The sequence below is a fragment of the Microbacterium sp. P2_F9 genome, assembly GCF_056403635.1.
On the sequence record NZ_JBFUFC010000084.1, the window covers coordinates 1 to 16,205 of the forward strand.

The 16,205-nt window shown below is 69.1% G+C and carries 17 protein-coding genes; 8 read left to right on the top strand and 9 right to left on the bottom strand.

From position 1 onward, the window contains the following. Positions 1-153: 153 nt before the first annotated feature. Entirely contained in the window at positions 154-1,077 is a 924-nt protein-coding gene (locus AC1DVT_RS10590) for a DNA topoisomerase IB (protein WP_477388789.1), read from the bottom strand. A 68-nt stretch (positions 1,078-1,145) separates the two neighbouring features. Beyond that, positions 1,146-1,415, bottom strand: a complete 270-nt coding sequence (locus tag AC1DVT_RS10595; RefSeq protein WP_477388769.1) for a DUF7218 family protein — start codon at positions 1,413-1,415, stop codon at positions 1,146-1,148. A gap of 262 nt (positions 1,416-1,677) precedes the next feature. On the opposite strand from AC1DVT_RS10595, the gene AC1DVT_RS10600 reads away from it, so the two are divergent. Further along, the gene (locus AC1DVT_RS10600) at positions 1,678-1,842 is read left to right on the top strand and encodes a hypothetical protein (protein ID WP_457099902.1); all 165 of its coding nucleotides are present in this window, start codon (positions 1,678-1,680) and stop codon (positions 1,840-1,842) included. Between the two features lie 80 nt (positions 1,843-1,922). Here AC1DVT_RS10600 and AC1DVT_RS10605 read toward each other — a convergent pair whose 3' ends face one another. After that, entirely contained in the window at positions 1,923-2,681 is a 759-nt protein-coding gene (locus tag AC1DVT_RS10605) for a MerR family transcriptional regulator (protein ID WP_477388771.1), read from the bottom strand. Positions 2,682-2,829: 148 nt separating this feature from the next. Here AC1DVT_RS10605 and AC1DVT_RS10610 point away from each other — a divergent pair, with 148 nt between their 5' ends. Beyond that, complete coding sequence (locus AC1DVT_RS10610; protein WP_477388773.1) at positions 2,830-3,687, top strand: DUF4097 family beta strand repeat-containing protein; 858 nt, start codon at positions 2,830-2,832, stop codon at positions 3,685-3,687. Continuing rightward, a complete protein-coding gene (locus AC1DVT_RS10615) occupies positions 3,687-4,325 on the top strand; it encodes a PadR family transcriptional regulator (protein ID WP_457099899.1) in 639 nt (212 codons plus the stop codon). Before AC1DVT_RS10610 ends, AC1DVT_RS10615 begins: the two co-directional genes overlap by 1 nt. 40 nt (positions 4,326-4,365) lie before the next feature. Here the strand turns inward: AC1DVT_RS10615 and AC1DVT_RS10620 are convergent, their stop codons facing one another. Further along, complete coding sequence (locus tag AC1DVT_RS10620) at positions 4,366-4,908, bottom strand: universal stress protein (protein WP_477388791.1); 543 nt, start codon at positions 4,906-4,908, stop codon at positions 4,366-4,368. Between the two features lie 173 nt (positions 4,909-5,081). Between AC1DVT_RS10620 and AC1DVT_RS10625 the strand changes: the two genes are divergently transcribed. Further along, positions 5,082-5,258 (top strand): DUF3073 domain-containing protein, encoded by a 177-nt coding sequence (locus tag AC1DVT_RS10625; protein ID WP_457099898.1) that lies wholly within the window; start codon positions 5,082-5,084, stop codon positions 5,256-5,258. Positions 5,259-5,312: 54 nt separating this feature from the next. On the opposite strand, the gene AC1DVT_RS10630 is transcribed toward AC1DVT_RS10625, so the two are convergent. The 3 genes from AC1DVT_RS10630 to AC1DVT_RS10640 form a co-directional block, all read right to left on the bottom strand. Further along, complete coding sequence (locus AC1DVT_RS10630; RefSeq protein ID WP_477388775.1) at positions 5,313-5,672, bottom strand: TIGR02611 family protein; 360 nt, start codon at positions 5,670-5,672, stop codon at positions 5,313-5,315. Between the two features lie 55 nt (positions 5,673-5,727). Next, complete coding sequence (locus tag AC1DVT_RS10635) at positions 5,728-6,960, bottom strand: MFS transporter (RefSeq protein WP_477388777.1); 1,233 nt, start codon at positions 6,958-6,960, stop codon at positions 5,728-5,730. A gap of 76 nt (positions 6,961-7,036) precedes the next feature. After that, positions 7,037-8,011, bottom strand: a complete 975-nt coding sequence (locus tag AC1DVT_RS10640; protein ID WP_477388779.1) for a LacI family DNA-binding transcriptional regulator — start codon at positions 8,009-8,011, stop codon at positions 7,037-7,039. Between the two features lie 124 nt (positions 8,012-8,135). Here AC1DVT_RS10640 and AC1DVT_RS10645 point away from each other — a divergent pair, with 124 nt between their 5' ends. Further along, positions 8,136-9,854, top strand: coding sequence for an amidase (locus AC1DVT_RS10645; protein ID WP_477388781.1), 1,719 nt, complete (start codon positions 8,136-8,138; stop codon positions 9,852-9,854). A 30-nt stretch (positions 9,855-9,884) separates the two neighbouring features. Here AC1DVT_RS10645 and AC1DVT_RS10650 read toward each other — a convergent pair whose 3' ends face one another. Continuing rightward, on the bottom strand, positions 9,885-10,790 hold the full coding sequence (locus AC1DVT_RS10650; RefSeq protein ID WP_457099893.1) for a LysR family transcriptional regulator: 906 nt from the start codon (positions 10,788-10,790) through the stop codon (positions 9,885-9,887). A 74-nt stretch (positions 10,791-10,864) separates the two neighbouring features. On the opposite strand from AC1DVT_RS10650, the gene AC1DVT_RS10655 reads away from it, so the two are divergent. Continuing rightward, positions 10,865-12,352 carry an aminotransferase class I/II-fold pyridoxal phosphate-dependent enzyme gene (locus AC1DVT_RS10655; RefSeq protein WP_477388783.1) on the top strand — a complete coding sequence of 496 codons (1,488 nt, stop codon included), beginning with the start codon at positions 10,865-10,867 and terminating at the stop codon, positions 12,350-12,352. Between the two features lie 16 nt (positions 12,353-12,368). Here the strand turns inward: AC1DVT_RS10655 and AC1DVT_RS10660 are convergent, their stop codons facing one another. Further along, positions 12,369-13,379 (bottom strand): Lrp/AsnC family transcriptional regulator, encoded by a 1,011-nt coding sequence (locus AC1DVT_RS10660; RefSeq protein ID WP_457099891.1) that lies wholly within the window; start codon positions 13,377-13,379, stop codon positions 12,369-12,371. A 125-nt stretch (positions 13,380-13,504) separates the two neighbouring features. Between AC1DVT_RS10660 and AC1DVT_RS10665 the strand changes: the two genes are divergently transcribed. Then, a complete protein-coding gene (locus AC1DVT_RS10665; RefSeq protein ID WP_477388785.1) occupies positions 13,505-14,788 on the top strand; it encodes a M20 metallopeptidase family protein in 1,284 nt (427 codons plus the stop codon). Between the two features lie 22 nt (positions 14,789-14,810). Further along, positions 14,811-16,178, top strand: a complete 1,368-nt coding sequence (locus tag AC1DVT_RS10670; RefSeq protein ID WP_477388787.1) for an MFS transporter — start codon at positions 14,811-14,813, stop codon at positions 16,176-16,178. Positions 16,179-16,205 lie beyond the last annotated feature (27 nt).

The window sequence follows — 16,205 nt, forward strand, 5'->3', positions numbered from 1 at the left end:
CGACGAGCGCCGCGCGCGCGGCGACCCCCACCATCCCGCCCACGACGACGAGACCGAGCGTGCGCGCATCGATCCGGACCGGCATGCCCTCACCATATGGCGGCCGAGGCATGTTCCCCGGCATCATCGCCGTGGGCGCGGCACAGCGTTGCCTCAGCGCCCCGCTTTCACCCCCAGCAGTCGCCGAATCGCCGTCTCGGGAGCCACGGTGAGATCGAGAAGCTCTCCCCGGGCGTATTTCGTGAAGATGCGTGGGTCGATGTAGCTGGCGCGTGCCACCACCGCGGTGTTGCCGAGGGCGGCCGCCGTCGCACGGGCCGCGAGCCGCGCCGCCTGACTGCGATCCGTCGAGGTTTCCGCCGGGCCGATCCGCGCCAGCGCCTCGGCGGCGAGGATCGTGCCCCGCAGGGTGCGGAAGTCCTTCGCGGTGAAGGCTCCTCCGGTGAGCGCGTGCACGTGCGCGTTCACCTCCGCGGGCGTGAGCGGGACGCGGCGGCGCCCGTCGAGGTACGACAGGAGCGGCAAACGGGGGTGCCCGACAGCGAGGTCGGCGATCGCCGCCGCGAGATCCGGATCCTCGATCTCGAGCCGTGCGCGCTGCCCGCTCTTGGCCGGGAAGGACAGCGTGACGACGGATGCCTCGACCGCGGCATCCCCGCGCTGCAGCGTGGTCAGACCGCGACTGCCGTGGCGCTCCAGGTATCTTGACGAGCCGACCCGAGGAGCCGCGGAGTCGAGAAGCCGGAAGGCGACCGCGAGCACCCGGTCCTTTTCGAGGCCGGTGCCGCGGAGGGCGACCGTCACCCGCCTGCGCGCCGCCGGCAGGGCCTCAGCGAGCGCGAGCGCCCGCGCGTACTTGCCGCGGTCTCGGCGCTGCCGCCACCGCGGGTGGTAGAGGTATTGGCGGCGGCCGGCGGCATCCGTTCCCACCGCCTGGATGTGCGCGAGCGGATCCGCCGCGATCCACACGTCCACCCACGCGGGCGGGATCACCAGCGCGTGGATCCGTTCCCGGTCCCGACGTGATGCGGGCGAACCGTCGGGTGCGAGATAGCGGAATCCCGACCCCGCTCGCACTCGGCGAAGACCCGGGTCATCGTTGGGGCTGACCCGGACGAGCCGTCCGCGTCTGTGCTCCGTGGGGCTCAATGGCTGCGGAGCATGGCGATCAGCTCGGCCTTCCGCTTGCCCGAGTAGCCGCGGAGGCCGATCTCCTTGGCCCGCGTGCGGAGCCGCTCGACCGTCCAGTCGTCATAGTCTCCGGATTCGCCGCCGCGGCGGCCGACAGCAGCTCGTCCGTCGCGGGCCGCGGCGTTCGAGATGCGGGCGGCCTTCTCCTTCGACGCTCCGTCGTCGCGCAGCTCCTCGTACAGCTCGGGGTCCTTCAGACTGTTCGATCCGCGCCCTTTCGGCATGGCATCCTCCTGCGTGCGCTGTTCGCTACACGGCGAGGGTAGGCGGGAAGGGAGCCGCGAGTGCAGGGGATTGACACTCGATCGTGCGGTCGCTATCCCGTGCAGAGCGCACTCCGGGGTCGGTTCGGGCGGCGGTGGCGGTTAGCCCACTGACCGGCGGTCGTCAAGCCCCTGCCCGTCTGCGGGGGCCGATGCGAACGTTGAGTCTCACGTCGGACCTAGGCACCTCGCCACGAACGGCCGACTGAGAAGGAGAACTCCCGTGAATATCGCGCTGATCATCATCATCGTCGTGGCCGTCGTCCTCGCCATCATCGGCGGGCTGAACTCGGCCCTGAGCTGGCTGCTGTGGGTTGCGATCATCGCTGCCGTCATCGCGCTGATCGTCTTCCTCTTCCGGGTCATCGGCGGCCGAAACCGCGTCTGACCCCAGCCTGAGCCCCCGAGAGGGCAGAAGCGCGACCCCAAACGCGCTTCTGCCCTCTCGGCTTTTGTGTGCTCGAACCGCTACAGGTGCGCGGCGGCGTACGCCTGCAACGCGTCCCGCACGAACTCGGCGCCATCCTGGCCGCCGTAGTTCTGCGCGAAGCGCGGGTCCGCGACATACATCTCGCCGAGGCCGAGCAGGTATCCCTTGAGATCCCCACCCGGTGTTCCCGCCGGCGTGCCGGGGATGCCGGTCAGCCAATCGACGTGCCGCTGCGCGAGCGCCTGCGCTTCATCGCCGGCCGGGTCGATCCCCCGCTCGGCCGCCGAGACCCAGTCCTTGCCGAGCAGCTCGACACGGGACTTCCACGCCGCCTTCTGCGCGGCATCCATCCCCCGCCACCAGCGGTCGCTGTCGGCGTAGGCCTTCTTTCCCCAGCGCTGTTCGACTTCGTCCTGGTACTGCGTGTGATCGAAGCCGTCGAACATGTTCTCTGCCATCAGTCGTTCACCTCCCTTCAATGTGGTGATCGTCGATTCGACCGACACGATCTGCCGTGCCAGCCGGTCCTGCTCCTGTCGCAGCCAGGCGAGGTGACCCTCGAGGGCGTGCTCCTCGGAGGTCTCGCGGTCGATCACCTCGGCGATCTGCGGCAGGCCGAGGCCGAGGTCGCGCAGCAGCAGGATCCGCTGCAGACGCACCAGAGCCGTGCCGTCGTAGCGGCGGTAGCCGTTGCCACCCACACTCGACGGGGGCAGCAGCCCGATGTCGTCGTAGTGCCGCAGCGTGCGGCTCGTCGTGCCGGTGATCTTCGCGATCTGCTGGATCGACCACTCCATGCGCTTCCTCCTGTCCTCTCTGTCCACGGTAAAGGTTGACGTTGCGTCAAGGTCAAGTCTTCCCTCTTGACTAACTCGCGATATATCGTGTTATGCTCTGGATACGCGATATATCGCGAACTCAGTCATCAACCCCAGGAGTACTCCCATGACCCTCGAAAAGTGGATCATCCAACCAGGTGAGACGCGCGTCATCGACATCGAGACCGTCCGCAAGCTCAAGGTCAGCCTGGTCGGCGGCCAGATCGACGTGGTCGCACACGACGAGCCCGGCGCGCGCATCGAAGTGCACAGCGTCACGGGCAAGGACCTCCGCATCGAGGTCACCGGCGATGTCGTCGAGATCGACCACCCCCAGCTGCGCTGGGACAACTTCCTCGAGGTGTTCAAGAACTTCGGGTCGGGCGGGCCGAAGACCGAGATCAGCGTCGCCGTCCCCCGCGATGTCGCGCTCACCCTCGGCGTCGTGTCGGCCAGCGCGCTGGTCTCGGGCATCCGCAGCGACGTCCGCCTCAACACCGTGTCGGGCGACATCATCGCCGACAGCCTGATCGGCGACATCTCGGTGAACGCCGTCTCGGGCGACGTGCAGATCCGCGAGCTGGCCGGCGCCCTGAGCGCCAACAGCGTGTCCGGCGACGTCGCAGCGACCGGCGCCCTGCGCAAGGCGACGATCGACACCGTATCGGGCTCGATCCTCGTGGATTCCACCGGAGAAGTGAGCGCGGTCAGCCTGAACACGATCAGCGGCAGCGGCACGGTCCGCCTCGACGAGGGTCTCCCCGCCAACTACGTGGTGCACAGCGTCAGCGGCCGACTGCAGGTCGACGGTGTCGTGCGCTCCGGCATGAGCGGATTCACCACCAACTACGCCGGCTCGATCGGCGAGCTGAGCGGGCGCTTCGTCGACGTCCGGGCCAACTCGGTCTCGGGCAACCTCACTGTGCTGCGTCGCACCCCGGTGCCCGCGCCGGACGCTGCGAACGACGAAGAGGAGGAGTGGTGATGACCCCCGTCTTCTCCCACGGCGATCTGCGCCTGTACCTGCTCAATCTCCTCGACGAGGGCCCACGGCACGGCTACGACATCATGCAGGCGCTCTCCGATCGCACCGGGGGCACCTACACGCCCAGCGCGGGCACGATCTACCCGCGCCTGGCGAAGCTCGAAGAAGAGGGTCTCGTCAGCAAGTCGGTGGACGGACGCAAGACGGTCTACGCGATCACCGCGGCCGGGCACGCCGAGGTCGAAGCGCGCGCGGGTGAGCTCCAGGGCATCGAGGCCGGCCTCGCCGATTCGGTGCGGCTCATCGCCGACGAAGTGCGCGGCAGCGTGCGCGACGCCATGAAGAGCCTGCGCGCCGACCTCGCCGCCGCCGCACAGGACGAGCGGGCCGGTCGCACCGGAACCACCCGGACCGAGGCCACCTACACCTCAGGCGCCCCGGCTGCGGACGACCCCCGTGTGCTGAGCCGAGACCAGCTGCACCGCGCCGAGTCCGTGGTGGCGGAGTTCCGGGCGCGGGTGCGCAGTGATCTGCGCACGCACGTCGCCCGCGGCGGCGGGCTCGCGGCATCCGTCATCGACGATCTCGAGGGTGCACTGGACACTGCCGCACGGGCGGTCACGCGCGCCCTGCGCTGACCCGCAGACGACTTCGACGCGAGGGGGTCTCGCCGGCGGATCAGGCCGGCCAGATCTCCTCGTCGTCCGTGATGGGCTCACCCAGCGGGACGACCAGGATGGGGCGCTGCTGCCGGTGCGCGAGTCGCGCCGCCACCGAGCCGGTGAAGAACTCGCGGATCGACTCACCGATCCCGCGGCGGCGGGTGCCCACGACGATGAGCCGCGCATCCACGTCGTCGGCGAGGTGCTTCATCGCCAGGGCGGGATCGCCGACGAGCTGACGGATGCTCCAGGTGATCCCCGACCCGTCGAGGACCGCGGTCGCCGTGGTCGTCACGGCCGACAGGTCGGCCTCGCCCCCGGTGAGGTTCATGTCGATGGGCGCCGAGTGCACGTACCCGTCGGGATCTTCATAGGTCACGAAGCGCGTCACGTCGACGTGGGCGATCAGCAGGGGGGCGCCGAACAGCCGCGCGTAGCGCGCCGCCTCCTTGAGCACCCGGGTGGGCTGCTCCGGGATGACCCCGACGATGACGGCGCCATGAGCGGCGGCATCTGCGGCAGCTTCCGCGTCGATGGTTTCGGATGYCTCGTCGGCCATAAGCGCCATCGCCCCTTTTCGCGCCGGTATGGGAGCCGCCGGCCACCGGAAGCTCCGTGTTATTCTGAATGCTACTCTTACCGGCTTCCAGCCGGATCGTGACTGCCCGGGCTACATACTGCGGGATGCCCGCGCACAGAAGCCCGCGGCTCTTAAAAATGAGGGGGTCTCGCATGGGTCGTGGCCGTCAGAAGGCAAAGCACACCAAGATCGCGCGCGAACTCAAGTCCTACAGCCCGAGCGTGAACTACACCGCGCTCGAAAAGGAACTGGGCCACCCCGACGAGGATGCCTACGTCGACAAGTGGGCAGATCAATACGCCGACGAGTACGAGGACGAGAAGGCGTAGCAGCCTCTTCGATCAGGCGACAGTCGCTCCGGCGCTCTTCTTGCGCGCCTGGCGTTACGCCGCGGCCGCCTGCTTGCGCGCGCGACGCGCGTTCCACCACGTCCAGAACTTCGCAAGCTGCCGTTTGAGCCAGCCGGAGATGCGCCGAGCCCAGTGGAACTCGGTGCCGAGGATCCCCAGCCCCAGGAACACGGTGAGCCAGCCGGGGCCGGGCAGCGCCAGCAGCAGCAATCCGGCCAGAGTCAATGCCCCACCCACGACGCCGACCGTGATGCGATAGGCCAGGTTGAAGCGCGGGTGCTCCGCGACCCAGGCGCGCATTCGCGCCATCATCCGCACGACCGGCCGATCGGGCTGCTCCGCGGCCGTGATCTCGGCGCTGAYTGCGCCTTCGAGATCGGTCGGGTTCGGCATCCTCCGACGCTAACACGATATATCGTGATCTTCCTGGGAGTTGCGGCGGACTGAATCACGACCAGGGACCGTGCCGGGACTCCCATTCGTCCTCGAGGGTGTGCGGTCGCGCCACGACGAAACTGGCCGGGATCGCCACCGCGATCACGCCGGCGATGATCCACAGCGGCACGGTCCATGAGTCGGTGAGGCCGTGGATGATGCCGATCCCGACCGGGAACAGGGCGACGATGCTGTAGCCGATGCTCTGCACGAAGCCGCTCAGAGCGACGGCACCCTCGTGCGTCCGCGAGCGAAGGCCGATCAGCACCAGAGTGAGCGGGAACAGCAGGGGCGCAATTCCCACGAGCACCACCCAGAGCCAGGGGGCAGCCGCTGGGGCGAAAAGCAGGCCCGCGATGCCCGCGAAGCCCGCCGTGACCGCGATCGCGAACAGCAGTCGCACCGCGTTGTAGCGCGAGACGAGGAGCGGAACGGCGAGGGATGCCGGCAGACCCATCGCGGCGAAGAGCGAAAGGAGCTGCCCTGCCTGAGCCGGCGTGACCCCGGCCGTGTCGATGAGCAGCGTCGGCAGCCACGCGAACGACGTGTATGCGATGGTGCCCGACACCGAGAACGAGATCGTGAGCGCCCAGACGAGTGGAAGCCGCCACAGCCTGCCGAACACGCGGGGGTTGGCCGTCTCGATGTCCTCGGCACTCGCGCCGGCGCGTTCGCGCACCAGCAGCATCACCCACGGGATGATCGCGAGCACCGCGAAGACCGCCCACATGCCGAGCGAGAGCCGCCAGCCGGCCGTGTCGGCGATGGGGACGGCGACGAGCGGCGGCCCGAACGACGCGACGGCCATCGTCGTCGAGTAGATCGTGGTCATCAGGCCGATTCGATCGGGGAAGTACTTCTTCACGAGCGGCGGGAGCAGCACATTGCCGACGCCGACGGCCGCGAAGATCACTGCCGTCGACCCGAGCAGGGTCCAGGCATCGACGGCCAGTCCGCGTGCGGACATGCCGATCACGGCGACGACCATCGCCGCCACCGCCAGCCGCTCGAGGCCGAACCGACGCTCCAGTCGCGGCGTGAGCAGGCCGAAGATGGCGTAGCAGACCGGCGGCGCCGAGCCGATCAGTCCCACGATCGCGGGCGGCACCGGGAAGTCCGCCTGAATGTGGTCGAGCACCGGAGAGAGGGATGCCACAGCCGACCGCAGCGAGAAGGCGAACAGGACGATGCCGACCACGGCGAGTGCCCGGCCCTGCCATAACGGACGTGCCGGTGCGGAGCTCACCTTTCGAGCCTAGGGGTGAGCTCTTTCGAGGTGGTCCCCCGCACGATCGAGTCGGTCGCCGCAGCCGCGCCCGGCGTCACGTCGAGGCGCGGACCACCAGCTCCACGGCCGCCCGCGACGGGACCGCGGGAGGCACATCGAGGTCGACCCAGTTCACGAGCAGCTCAGCGCACATGCGGCCGAGCTGATCGGGGTGGTGATCGAGGGCGGTGATCCCCGGCGTGACGTAGCGGTATGGCGTGCTGTCGGTCGCCGCACAGAGCAGAACGGATGCGCGGCGCTCGCGGAGGACATCGAGCACGGCCAGGGCGGCGCCATCGGGCACGCTGACGATCGCGTCGGGCGGCGAGGCTGCGTCCAGCAGCTCCACCGCTGCCCGCGCCACTTCCGCGGGGTCGGCGGTGAAGGCGGTATGGCGCACCATCGTCGAGACCCCCCGCGCTTCGCACCAGCCGGTGTAAGCCTCGGCGGTGCGCAATCCCCACGACGAGTTGGTGCCGGCCCCCAGGAACGCGGGGCGGTGTGCGCCTCGGCTTTCGAGGTGGTCGAGGAGCAGGCCGACCGCCTCGCGATGATCCGGCTCGACGACGACGATCGACCCGCCGTCCTGTGACAGCAGCCGCTCACTCGAGATGATGGGCAGGCCGCTGCGTACGAGGTCAGCCACATGCGGGTCGTCCGACAGCGGGTCCACGAGGAGCACGCCGTCGACCGCGTCGAGGCGCACCTCATCATCGCGTCCGGCAGCGAGGATCGTCAGGGAGCAGCCCGCCTCCCGGGCGGCCTGGGCGGCACCGAACACGAACCGCATGTAGTACTCGAGGAGCCCGACTCGATGCGGCAGGTAGACCCCGAGCACCCCGCTCCTGCCCCGACGGAGGTGTCTGGCGACGACGTTGGCGCGGTATCCCAGGCTCTCGGCGACGGCGCGCACCCGGTCGCGGGTCGAGACCGAGATCCGTCCCGAGCCACTGAGCGCGGCGGAGGCGGTGGTGCGCGAGACTTCGGCCGCGCGGGCCACATCGAGGAGGGTCACTGGCTGCTGGCTCATGGCGCCCTCATCGTAGATGCCGAGATTCGTTGCAGGATCGCTCGGGTTCTCCTACACTCGCAGATGCGGGATCGATTCCGCAATCCCCCCGCGCTGCGCGCGACCACACTCGTAAGGAAGCGACATGATCGACGTCGTCGAAGCATCCATCAGCGACTTGCGCGCCGCGCTGGAGTCCGGAGCCACGACGGCAGTGGCACTCCTGCGGGCATACCGGGCGCGCATCGACGCGTACGACACGAGCGGGACACCGACCGCGCTCAACGCGGTGGTCGTCCTCAACCCGGACGCAGACGCGGAAGCCGCGGCATCCGACGAACGGCGCGCGCGTGGCGAAGAGTTCGGCCCCCTCGACGGCATCCCCTACACCGCGAAGGACAGCTTTCTCGTGAAGGGCCTCACGGCTGCGGCAGGCAGTCCCGCCTTCGCGGCGTTGGTGGCACAGCACGATGCCTTCATCATCGAGCGACTGCGCGCCGCCGGCGCCATCTGCATCGGCTTGACGAACATGCCGCCGATGGCCAACGGCGGGATGCAACGCGGTGTGTACGGCCGGGCCGAGAGCCCGTATAACGCCGCCTACCTCACCGCCCCGTTCGGATCGGGCTCGTCGAACGGTTCGGGCACCGCCACCGCCGCCAGCTTCGCGGCGTTCGGTCTCGGATCCGAGACCTGGTCCAGCGGGCGCGGTCCCGCCTCGAACAACGCACTCTGCGCCTACACACCGACGCGTGGTCTCATTTCGTGTCGTGGGCTGTGGCCGCTGGTCCCCACGCAGGATGTGCCGGTGCCGCACGCGCGCACCATGCGCGATCTGCTCGAAGTGCTCGACATCATCGTCACCGACGACGAGCAGCCGGCCGGGGACTTCTGGCGGTCGCAGCCCTGGATCGAGATTCCGGCCACCTCTGCGCAGCGCCCGGCGTCCTATCCGGCGCTCGGCATCGATGACCGGGCCGAGGCGAGCGCCGCACTGGGCGGGAAGCGCTTCGGGGTCCCCCGGATGTACATCAACCGCGACGCGGAGGCAGGCACCGGACCGAACCCTGGGATCGGCGGCCCGACAGGTCAGCGCATCGCGACGCGCCCGTCCATCATCGATCAGTGGGAGCAGGCTCGCGTCGCGCTCGAGGCCGCGGGCGCCGCTGTGGTCGAAGTGGACTTCCCGGTGGTCTCCAACTACGAGGGTGACCGCCCCGGCGCGCCGACGATCGCCGCCCGCGGCTTGGTGTCACCCGCGTACCTGGAGCAGGAGATCCTGGACCTGTGCGCATGGGCGTGGGACACGTTCCTGCGGCTCAACGGCGACCCGGCGCTGAACACGCTGGCAGCCGTCGACGGCGCGACGATCTTCCCCCCGCCGACGGGCGCCCTTCCCGACCGATACACCGGCTTCGACGACGACATCGCCGTGTATCCCGACTGGGTTCGCGAGCACCCGGACGCGAGACTCGACGATATGGATCGCCTGCCGGATGGGCTGCGGGGCCTGGACGCGACGCGGCACGTCGACCTCGACGACTGGATGCGGCGGAACGAGCTGGATGCGGTGGTCATGCCGACCGTGGCGGATGTCGCGCCGGCGGACATGGACGTGAACCCCGAGTCCGCCGACATCGGGTGGCGCAACGGCGTGTGGGTCGCCAACGGCAACCTTGCGATCCGCCATCTCGGCATCCCGACGGTGACCGTTCCGATGGGCACGATGAGCGACATCGGGATGCCGGTCGGCTTGACGTTCGCCGGGCGCGCTCACGACGACGTGGCTCTGCTCCGGTTCGCTGCCGCCTTCGAAGCACTGCAGCCGCGCCGCACCGCACCTCCGCGAACGCCCGCACTGTGACCCCCGCCCGGTGATCACCCGCAGCCTCGGCTAGCCGGCAGACGGGCCCGACGTCCGTGCGACAAGGAGATCGCGCAGTTGCCGCACCACCGCGGGCACGGCCCCTCGGCGGCAGACGAACGACGTTCTTCGGTATCCGAGATCCTGGACCGCCGGGCGCAGGACAACGGGAAAGCGCCGATCCACGGCGGCTTCGGTGGTCAGCGTGCAACCCAGTGCCTCGCCGACCAGCCCGTGGATCATGTTCAGATCGTCGGTGCGCATCAGCACCCGGGGATCGAAGCCGACGGAGCGACACACCCGGCGCAGCACACGATCCGACGCTTCGCTCTCGTTCCGGCTGCACACCCAGTCGACGTCGGCGAGCCGTGAGAAGTCCAGGACTCTTGACTGCGCCAGCTCGCTGGAAGCTGCGACGAGAATGCCGTACCGCTCTTCGAGCAGGACCGTGAGATCGAGGTCCGCGGAGGTGAAGGCCGGGTCACCGGCGGAATCGTAGATCAGTCCCGCGTGCACCTCGCCCTCGCGCAGCATTCGCACGACGTCGGTCGGCTCGGCTTCGACGACCTCCACCCGTACCGACGCGGTGGCCCGCAGTTCCCGGATCGTGGCCGGGAGCATCCGCGAGCCCACCGACGCGAAGGTTCCCACCCTGAGCGTGCTGAGGCCGGCATCGCGTTGTGCCGCCACCAGGCGTTCGGCTTGCGCCAGCCGGGCCAGGATCTGCTCCGCCTCGGTGGCCAGCGCCTCGCCGAGCGGCGTCAGGCGGGCCCCACGGCGATCGCGTTCGACGAGCGAGGCGGCGACCTGGCGCTCGAGTGCCTTCAGATGGTGCGCGATCGTCGGAACCCCGTAGCCCAGCGCGTTTCCGGCCCGGGTAAGGGACCGCTCGTCCCGGATCGCCAGCAGGACACGCAGCTGCTGCGGCTGAAGCATGGAATACATTGTATGACGCTTCCCCATAGTTCCTGATATTCCCTCAGAGTCACCACGTCAATACTCTGGAGTGCGTGCCGAACATAGAGGACCTGAGCACCCAGCAAAGGACGCCGTATGCGGACGCCCTCCGGTCGCTGGCAGCGCGAGACTGGCAGCGGCTGCATGTGCCCGCTCACCAGGGCGCCGCCACCAACGCGCCCGGCATCGCGGAGCTCTTCGGCAGTGAGATCCTCGCGATGGACTTCCCGATGAGCGTCGTGAACATCGACCAGCAATCGTGGCAGGCCTCAGCGCCKGGTCACGCCTCGCCGCTCAGTCAGGCACAGGCGCTGGCCGCCGAGGCATGGGGCGCACGCCGCACATGGTTCCTCACGAACGGCGCTTCGGGAGGCAACCACATTGCGACCATGGTCGCTCGTGCGCTCGGCCCGACCGTCATCGTGCAGCGCAGTGTGCACTCCAGTGTCATCGACGGCATCTGTCATGCGAGCCTCGAACCCCACTTCGTCCAGCCCGCCGTCCACCGGGGGCTCGGGGCCGCGCTCGGACTCACGGCCGCTCAGATCGAACAGGCCTTGAGCGACACCCCCGGAGCCGCCGCCGTCGTCATCGTCAGCCCGAGCTACTTCGGCACGGTTGCCGATGTCGCCGCGATCGCTCGCGTCGCGCACGCCCACTCCATCCCGCTGATCGTGGACGAGGCGTGGGGCGCGCACTTCGGGATGCACCCGGGGTTGCCGCACAACGCACTCAGGGCAGGTGCCGACCTCGTCGTCTCCAGCACGCACAAGGGGGCCGGGTCCCTCACCCAGTCGGCGATGCTGCACCTGGGCGACGGCCCGCACGCTGAGCGCCTGGAACCGATCGTCGACCGCACCGTGCGCTCCTATCAATCCACCAGCTGCAGCGCGATCCTCCTCGCGTCGCTCGACCTCACCCGGCACCACCTCGTCACCCGCCCGGATGCGATCGCGCAGGCGCTCGAATCCGCGAGCCGCATCCGGGCCGGCTTGTCCGCCAGCAGCCGCTTCCGCGATGCAGAGGTCGACCTCCGACTGAGTCCCGACACCGTTGCGACCGACCCCCTGAAGGTGGTCGTCGATGTCCGCGCGGCCGGAATCACGGGCAACGAAGCCCAGCACCTTCTCATCGCCGAGCACGGGATCTACGCCGAGCTCGCCACCCCCGCTGCGCTGGTGATCATGATCGGCGCGAGCTCACCCGCCGACGCCGACCGCCTGCTCAACGCGTTGGAGAACCTCCCGGTCCTGCACCAGTCCCCCCCGGCCACGCTGGCACTGCCGGATCCTGGCCCCCGCGTGCTCAGCGTGCACGAAGGCTTCTTCGCGCCGACCGAGCTCGTCACGGCCGAGAATGCTGTCGGCCGGGTCTCTGCGGATTCCCTCGCGGCCTACCCTCCCGGCATCCCGAATGTTCTCCCGGGCGAGATGCTCACCGCCGACGTCGTCGCGTACCTGCGCGCCATGGGCGCGGCACCATCCGGGTTCGTCCGGGGTGCCGTCGACCCCAGACTGGATCAGTTCCGCGTCGTCGCGTGACACTTCGGGGTCTCGCTCACAGCGGCGAGACGACCCTCCCCGTGCCATACCCGCGCGCGTCCAGCATGTGCCCCATGCGCTTGATCGTGCGGAGGTTGATGAGGCTCTGGCGCACCTCGAGCGAGGGCATGGTCGAGCCCATCCACGTCTCCAGGCGCCGGAACTCCTCCATCGATCGACTCGTCGTGGTGAAGATCAGATTGGCGTCACCGGTCACACTGACGCACAGCCGCAGCTGCGGCAGCGTGCGCAGCTGCGTGCTCACGGCCGGCAGCTCCGCGGGGCGCACGCTGGTCAGCCAGGTGCATTCGATGGGCCAGCCCGACACGGCCGCGCACGTATCGCACCGGAGGATGATCTCGCCGCTCGTGAGCAGCTGGGTGAGATAGCGTCCCGCGGTCGCGGGTGTGAGCTCGAGCAGCCGGGCGACCTCGGCGGCGGAAATCCGCGGATTGATGACGAGCAGGCGCATCATGGCGGTCTTGACCTCCTCAGGGAGGGGCACTGATCGCTCGGTCGGCGGCTTTCCGCCCGCGGCCGTGAGCGCGCGCTCACGAGCGTCGAGGGCACCCGGCCGCCAATCCGATCCCTCGGCATAGAGTTCAGTGATGACGCGGGTGCGCGTGTCGGTGACGCCGCGTCGCTGACTCAGCTCGTCGAACACGAAGCCGCCGAGGTCCGTGAGGCTGGGGAAGCGCACGGTGGTGAGGAAGTCGCTCGGACCGGGGTTTGCGAGGATCGTCAGCACCCGGGGATCGTCGCGCATCCATTCCGCCAGCCGCGCACGATGCTTGGGGGTGCAGCTCACGTCGACGAGCGCGGTGACTCCGTTGCGGTGGCTCATCGCGGGGTAGGCGACCAGCCACGCGATGCCGTGCTCMGAGAGCCGGGACCACCGCGCCGACACGGCCGAAGGTGACAGGCCGAGGATCTCACCGGCAGTCGCCCAGCTCACGCGGGGAGCGACCTGAAGCAAATGGATCAGCTTCAGATCCACCTCGTCGACGATGGCTGCGCTCGGATCCATCGCGCACACCTCCATCGGTGAAAGAAACCAGCGCGGCCGTGCTCCGGCCTGCACATTTCCGCGGTCTGCAAGGCGACGCGCTCGTCATCTCCGAGAGTAGTCCCGCAATCGTTCGAAGGAGAATCATGGATGCACTCGCCCTGGCGCATGCGCAGCGCGACGATCTCGTCCGCCTGCGGCACGCCCTCCACGCCTTCCCCGAGATCGGCCTGGACCTGCCGCGTACGCAGGCGCATGTGCTCGCAGAACTCGCCGACCTCGGCCTCGAGATATCGACGGGGACGGACTGCACCTCGGTGACGGCCGTTCTGCGCGGCACAGCTCCCCGCCGGGGCGATGAGGCTCCGGCCGTGCTGCTGCGCGCCGACATGGACGCGCTCTCCGTACGCGAGGCGACCGGCCTCGAATGGGCATCGACCATCCCCGGGGCGATGCATGCGTGCGGACACGATCTGCACACCTCCATGCTCGTGGGCGCCGCCCGCATCCTTGCCGCGCACCGCGACGAGCTCGCGGGCGACGTCGTGTTCATGTTCCAGCCCGGCGAGGAGATGCACGACGGTGCTGCCGTCATGATCCGGGAGGGGGTGCTGGATGTCGCCGGCCCGCGCGTGCGCGCGGCACTGGGTCTGCACGTCATGTCGACCGGCATGCGCCGTGGCGGCTTCACCGCGCGTGGCGGCGTCATGATGGCCGCCGCGGACGGATTCCGGGTCTTGGTGCGCGGTCGCGGCGGCCATTCCTCGGCGCCGCACCAGGCCGTGGACCCCATCACTATCGCGGCCGAGATGATCCTCGCGCTGCAGACGTACGTGACGCGTCGCTTCAGCGTATGGGACAGCGTCGTCATCGGCGTCGGCGGGGTTCGCGCGGGCGACCTGGCTGCGCCGAACGCGATCCCCGAGGAGGCCGAGTTCACCATTTCGGTGCGGTCGTGGTCAGTTGCGTCACGCGCGGCGGTCGCCGAGGCGATCACCCAAGTCGTCGAAGGCATCGCGGCGGCGCACGGAGCCGCCGCCGATGTCGAGTGGTTGAACGGCTACCCGGTCACCGTGACCGATGAGGATGAGACGCGGTTCGCYGCCGAGACCATCGACACGCTGCTCGGACCGGACACCTTCGAGCCGATGACCGACCCGCTCGGAGGCTCCGAAGACTTCTCGCGTGTGCTCGCGCTGGTGCCCGGCACGTTCGTGATGATCGGCGCCACACCGATCGGCCTCGACCCCCGCAGCGCGGCGCCCAACCACAGTCAGTACGCCGTGTTCGACGACGAGGTGCTCCCGATCGGGGCGGCCGTCTATGCCGAGTTCGCCTGGCGGCGGCTCCTCGCGTTCGACGAGAGCGCCGCGGTCGCAGCATCCGCTTCGTCCCTCAATGCTCCCCTTTCCCCCGTCCTATCCCACTAACACAACAGAAGGTGATTCAACGATGACCACCACCATCGGTCCGCGCGGCGACACGTCGCGCGCAGAGTCCACGGCCCCTGGGCTGACGGCGCGTCAGCGCGCAGAAGCACGACGATCGCTCGTCGGCACGGGCGTCGGCAACGCCTTGGAATGGTTCGACTGGTCGATCTACGCGACCTTCGCGCCATTCTTCGCGGCGAGTTTCTTCGATCCCGAAGATCCGACATCGGCTTTCCTGGCAGCGCTCGTGGTCTTCGCCGTGGGATTCATCGCACGTCCGGTGGGCGCGATCGTGTTCGGTCGCATGGGCGACCGGCTCGGGCGCAAGAAGGCCCTGTCGATCACCGTCACGCTCATCGCGATCGGCGCCCTCATGATCGGCGTCTCACCCACCTACGCCATGGTCGGCGTGTGGGCCTCGGTCTTCCTGGTCACCGCACGCCTCGTGCAGGGGCTGGCGTATGGCGCCGAGCAGCCGACGGCGGGCGCCTACCTCTCGGAGCGGGCCCCGGCCAACCGTCGCGGACGGTGGGCTTCCCTCGTCTACGCGTCGGGCACCATCGGAGTGGTCGCGGGCTCGGGCCTGGGCGTCGTGCTGTCGGCCACGCTGGGCAAGGACGCGATGTTCGAGTGGGGCTGGCGGATTCCCTTCCTCGTGGCCGGTCTCGGTGGCCTGTTTGCGATCTGGATCCGTCGCCGCATGCTCGAGACCGAGCAGTTCACCGAGGAGATCAAGTACGCCGCGGCCGGAGCTGAGAAGCCCCACCTGTGGCGCGACATGTGGACCATGCGCCGTTCCGTGCTGCGGGTGATCGGCATGAGTGTGGGTCTCACGGTCGCTTACTACTACTGGGTCGTCGCGGCCTCCAGCTACTCGATCGCCATCCTCGGCGCCGACCCCGGCGCGGTGCTGTTGGCGTCGATCCTCGCCAACGTGGTCTTCATCGGCGTCGTGCCGCTGTGGGGCATCCTTTCGGACCGCATCGGACGCCGACCCGTCATGCTGATCGGCATCGTCGGAACCGCGGTGCTGATCTTCCCGCTGTCGTCCCTCATCGACGGCGACCCCGTGCACCTGTTCGTCGCCGTCACGATCGCGTGCATCTTCATCGCGGCGCCGTGTGCCGTCGGGCCGGCGGTGAACGCGGAATTGTTCCCCACCCGGGTCCGTACCGCGGGCGCAGCCATTGCGACGGCCGTCGCAATCTCGCTGTTCGGTGGAACCGCCCTCTACCTGCAGACCTGGCTCAGCACCACGGTGGGTTCGTGGGCGTTCCTCGTCTACGTCCTCGTGCTGCTCGTTGTCACGGGGCTGACGATCGCCTTCATGCCGGAGACGAAGGGCCGCATCCTCAACGACGACACCGCCGTGTTCACCCGGGAGGCGTGACTCCCAGCTGGGCCCACGGCGCGGGGC

What these genes read in the sequence shown, in the direction of transcription:
- AC1DVT_RS10605 (WP_477388771.1), bottom strand. Translation starts at nt 2,681, where the DNA reads ATGGAGTGGTCGATCCAGCAGATCGCGAAGATCACCGGCACGACGAGC.
- AC1DVT_RS10595 (WP_477388769.1), bottom strand. Translation starts at nt 1,415, where the DNA reads ATGCCGAAAGGGCGCGGATCGAACAGTCTGAAGGACCCCGAGCTGTAC.
- AC1DVT_RS10670 (WP_477388787.1), top strand. Translation starts at nt 14,811, where the DNA reads ATGACCACCACCATCGGTCCGCGCGGCGACACGTCGCGCGCAGAGTCC.
- AC1DVT_RS10610 (WP_477388773.1), top strand. Translation starts at nt 2,830, where the DNA reads ATGACCCTCGAAAAGTGGATCATCCAACCAGGTGAGACGCGCGTCATC.
- AC1DVT_RS10645 (WP_477388781.1), top strand. Translation starts at nt 8,136, where the DNA reads ATGATCGACGTCGTCGAAGCATCCATCAGCGACTTGCGCGCCGCGCTG.
- AC1DVT_RS10640 (WP_477388779.1), bottom strand. Translation starts at nt 8,011, where the DNA reads ATGAGCCAGCAGCCAGTGACCCTCCTCGATGTGGCCCGCGCGGCCGAA.
- AC1DVT_RS10615 (WP_457099899.1), top strand. Translation starts at nt 3,687, where the DNA reads ATGACCCCCGTCTTCTCCCACGGCGATCTGCGCCTGTACCTGCTCAAT.
- AC1DVT_RS10625 (WP_457099898.1), top strand. Translation starts at nt 5,082, where the DNA reads ATGGGTCGTGGCCGTCAGAAGGCAAAGCACACCAAGATCGCGCGCGAA.
- AC1DVT_RS10650 (WP_457099893.1), bottom strand. Translation starts at nt 10,790, where the DNA reads ATGCTTCAGCCGCAGCAGCTGCGTGTCCTGCTGGCGATCCGGGACGAG.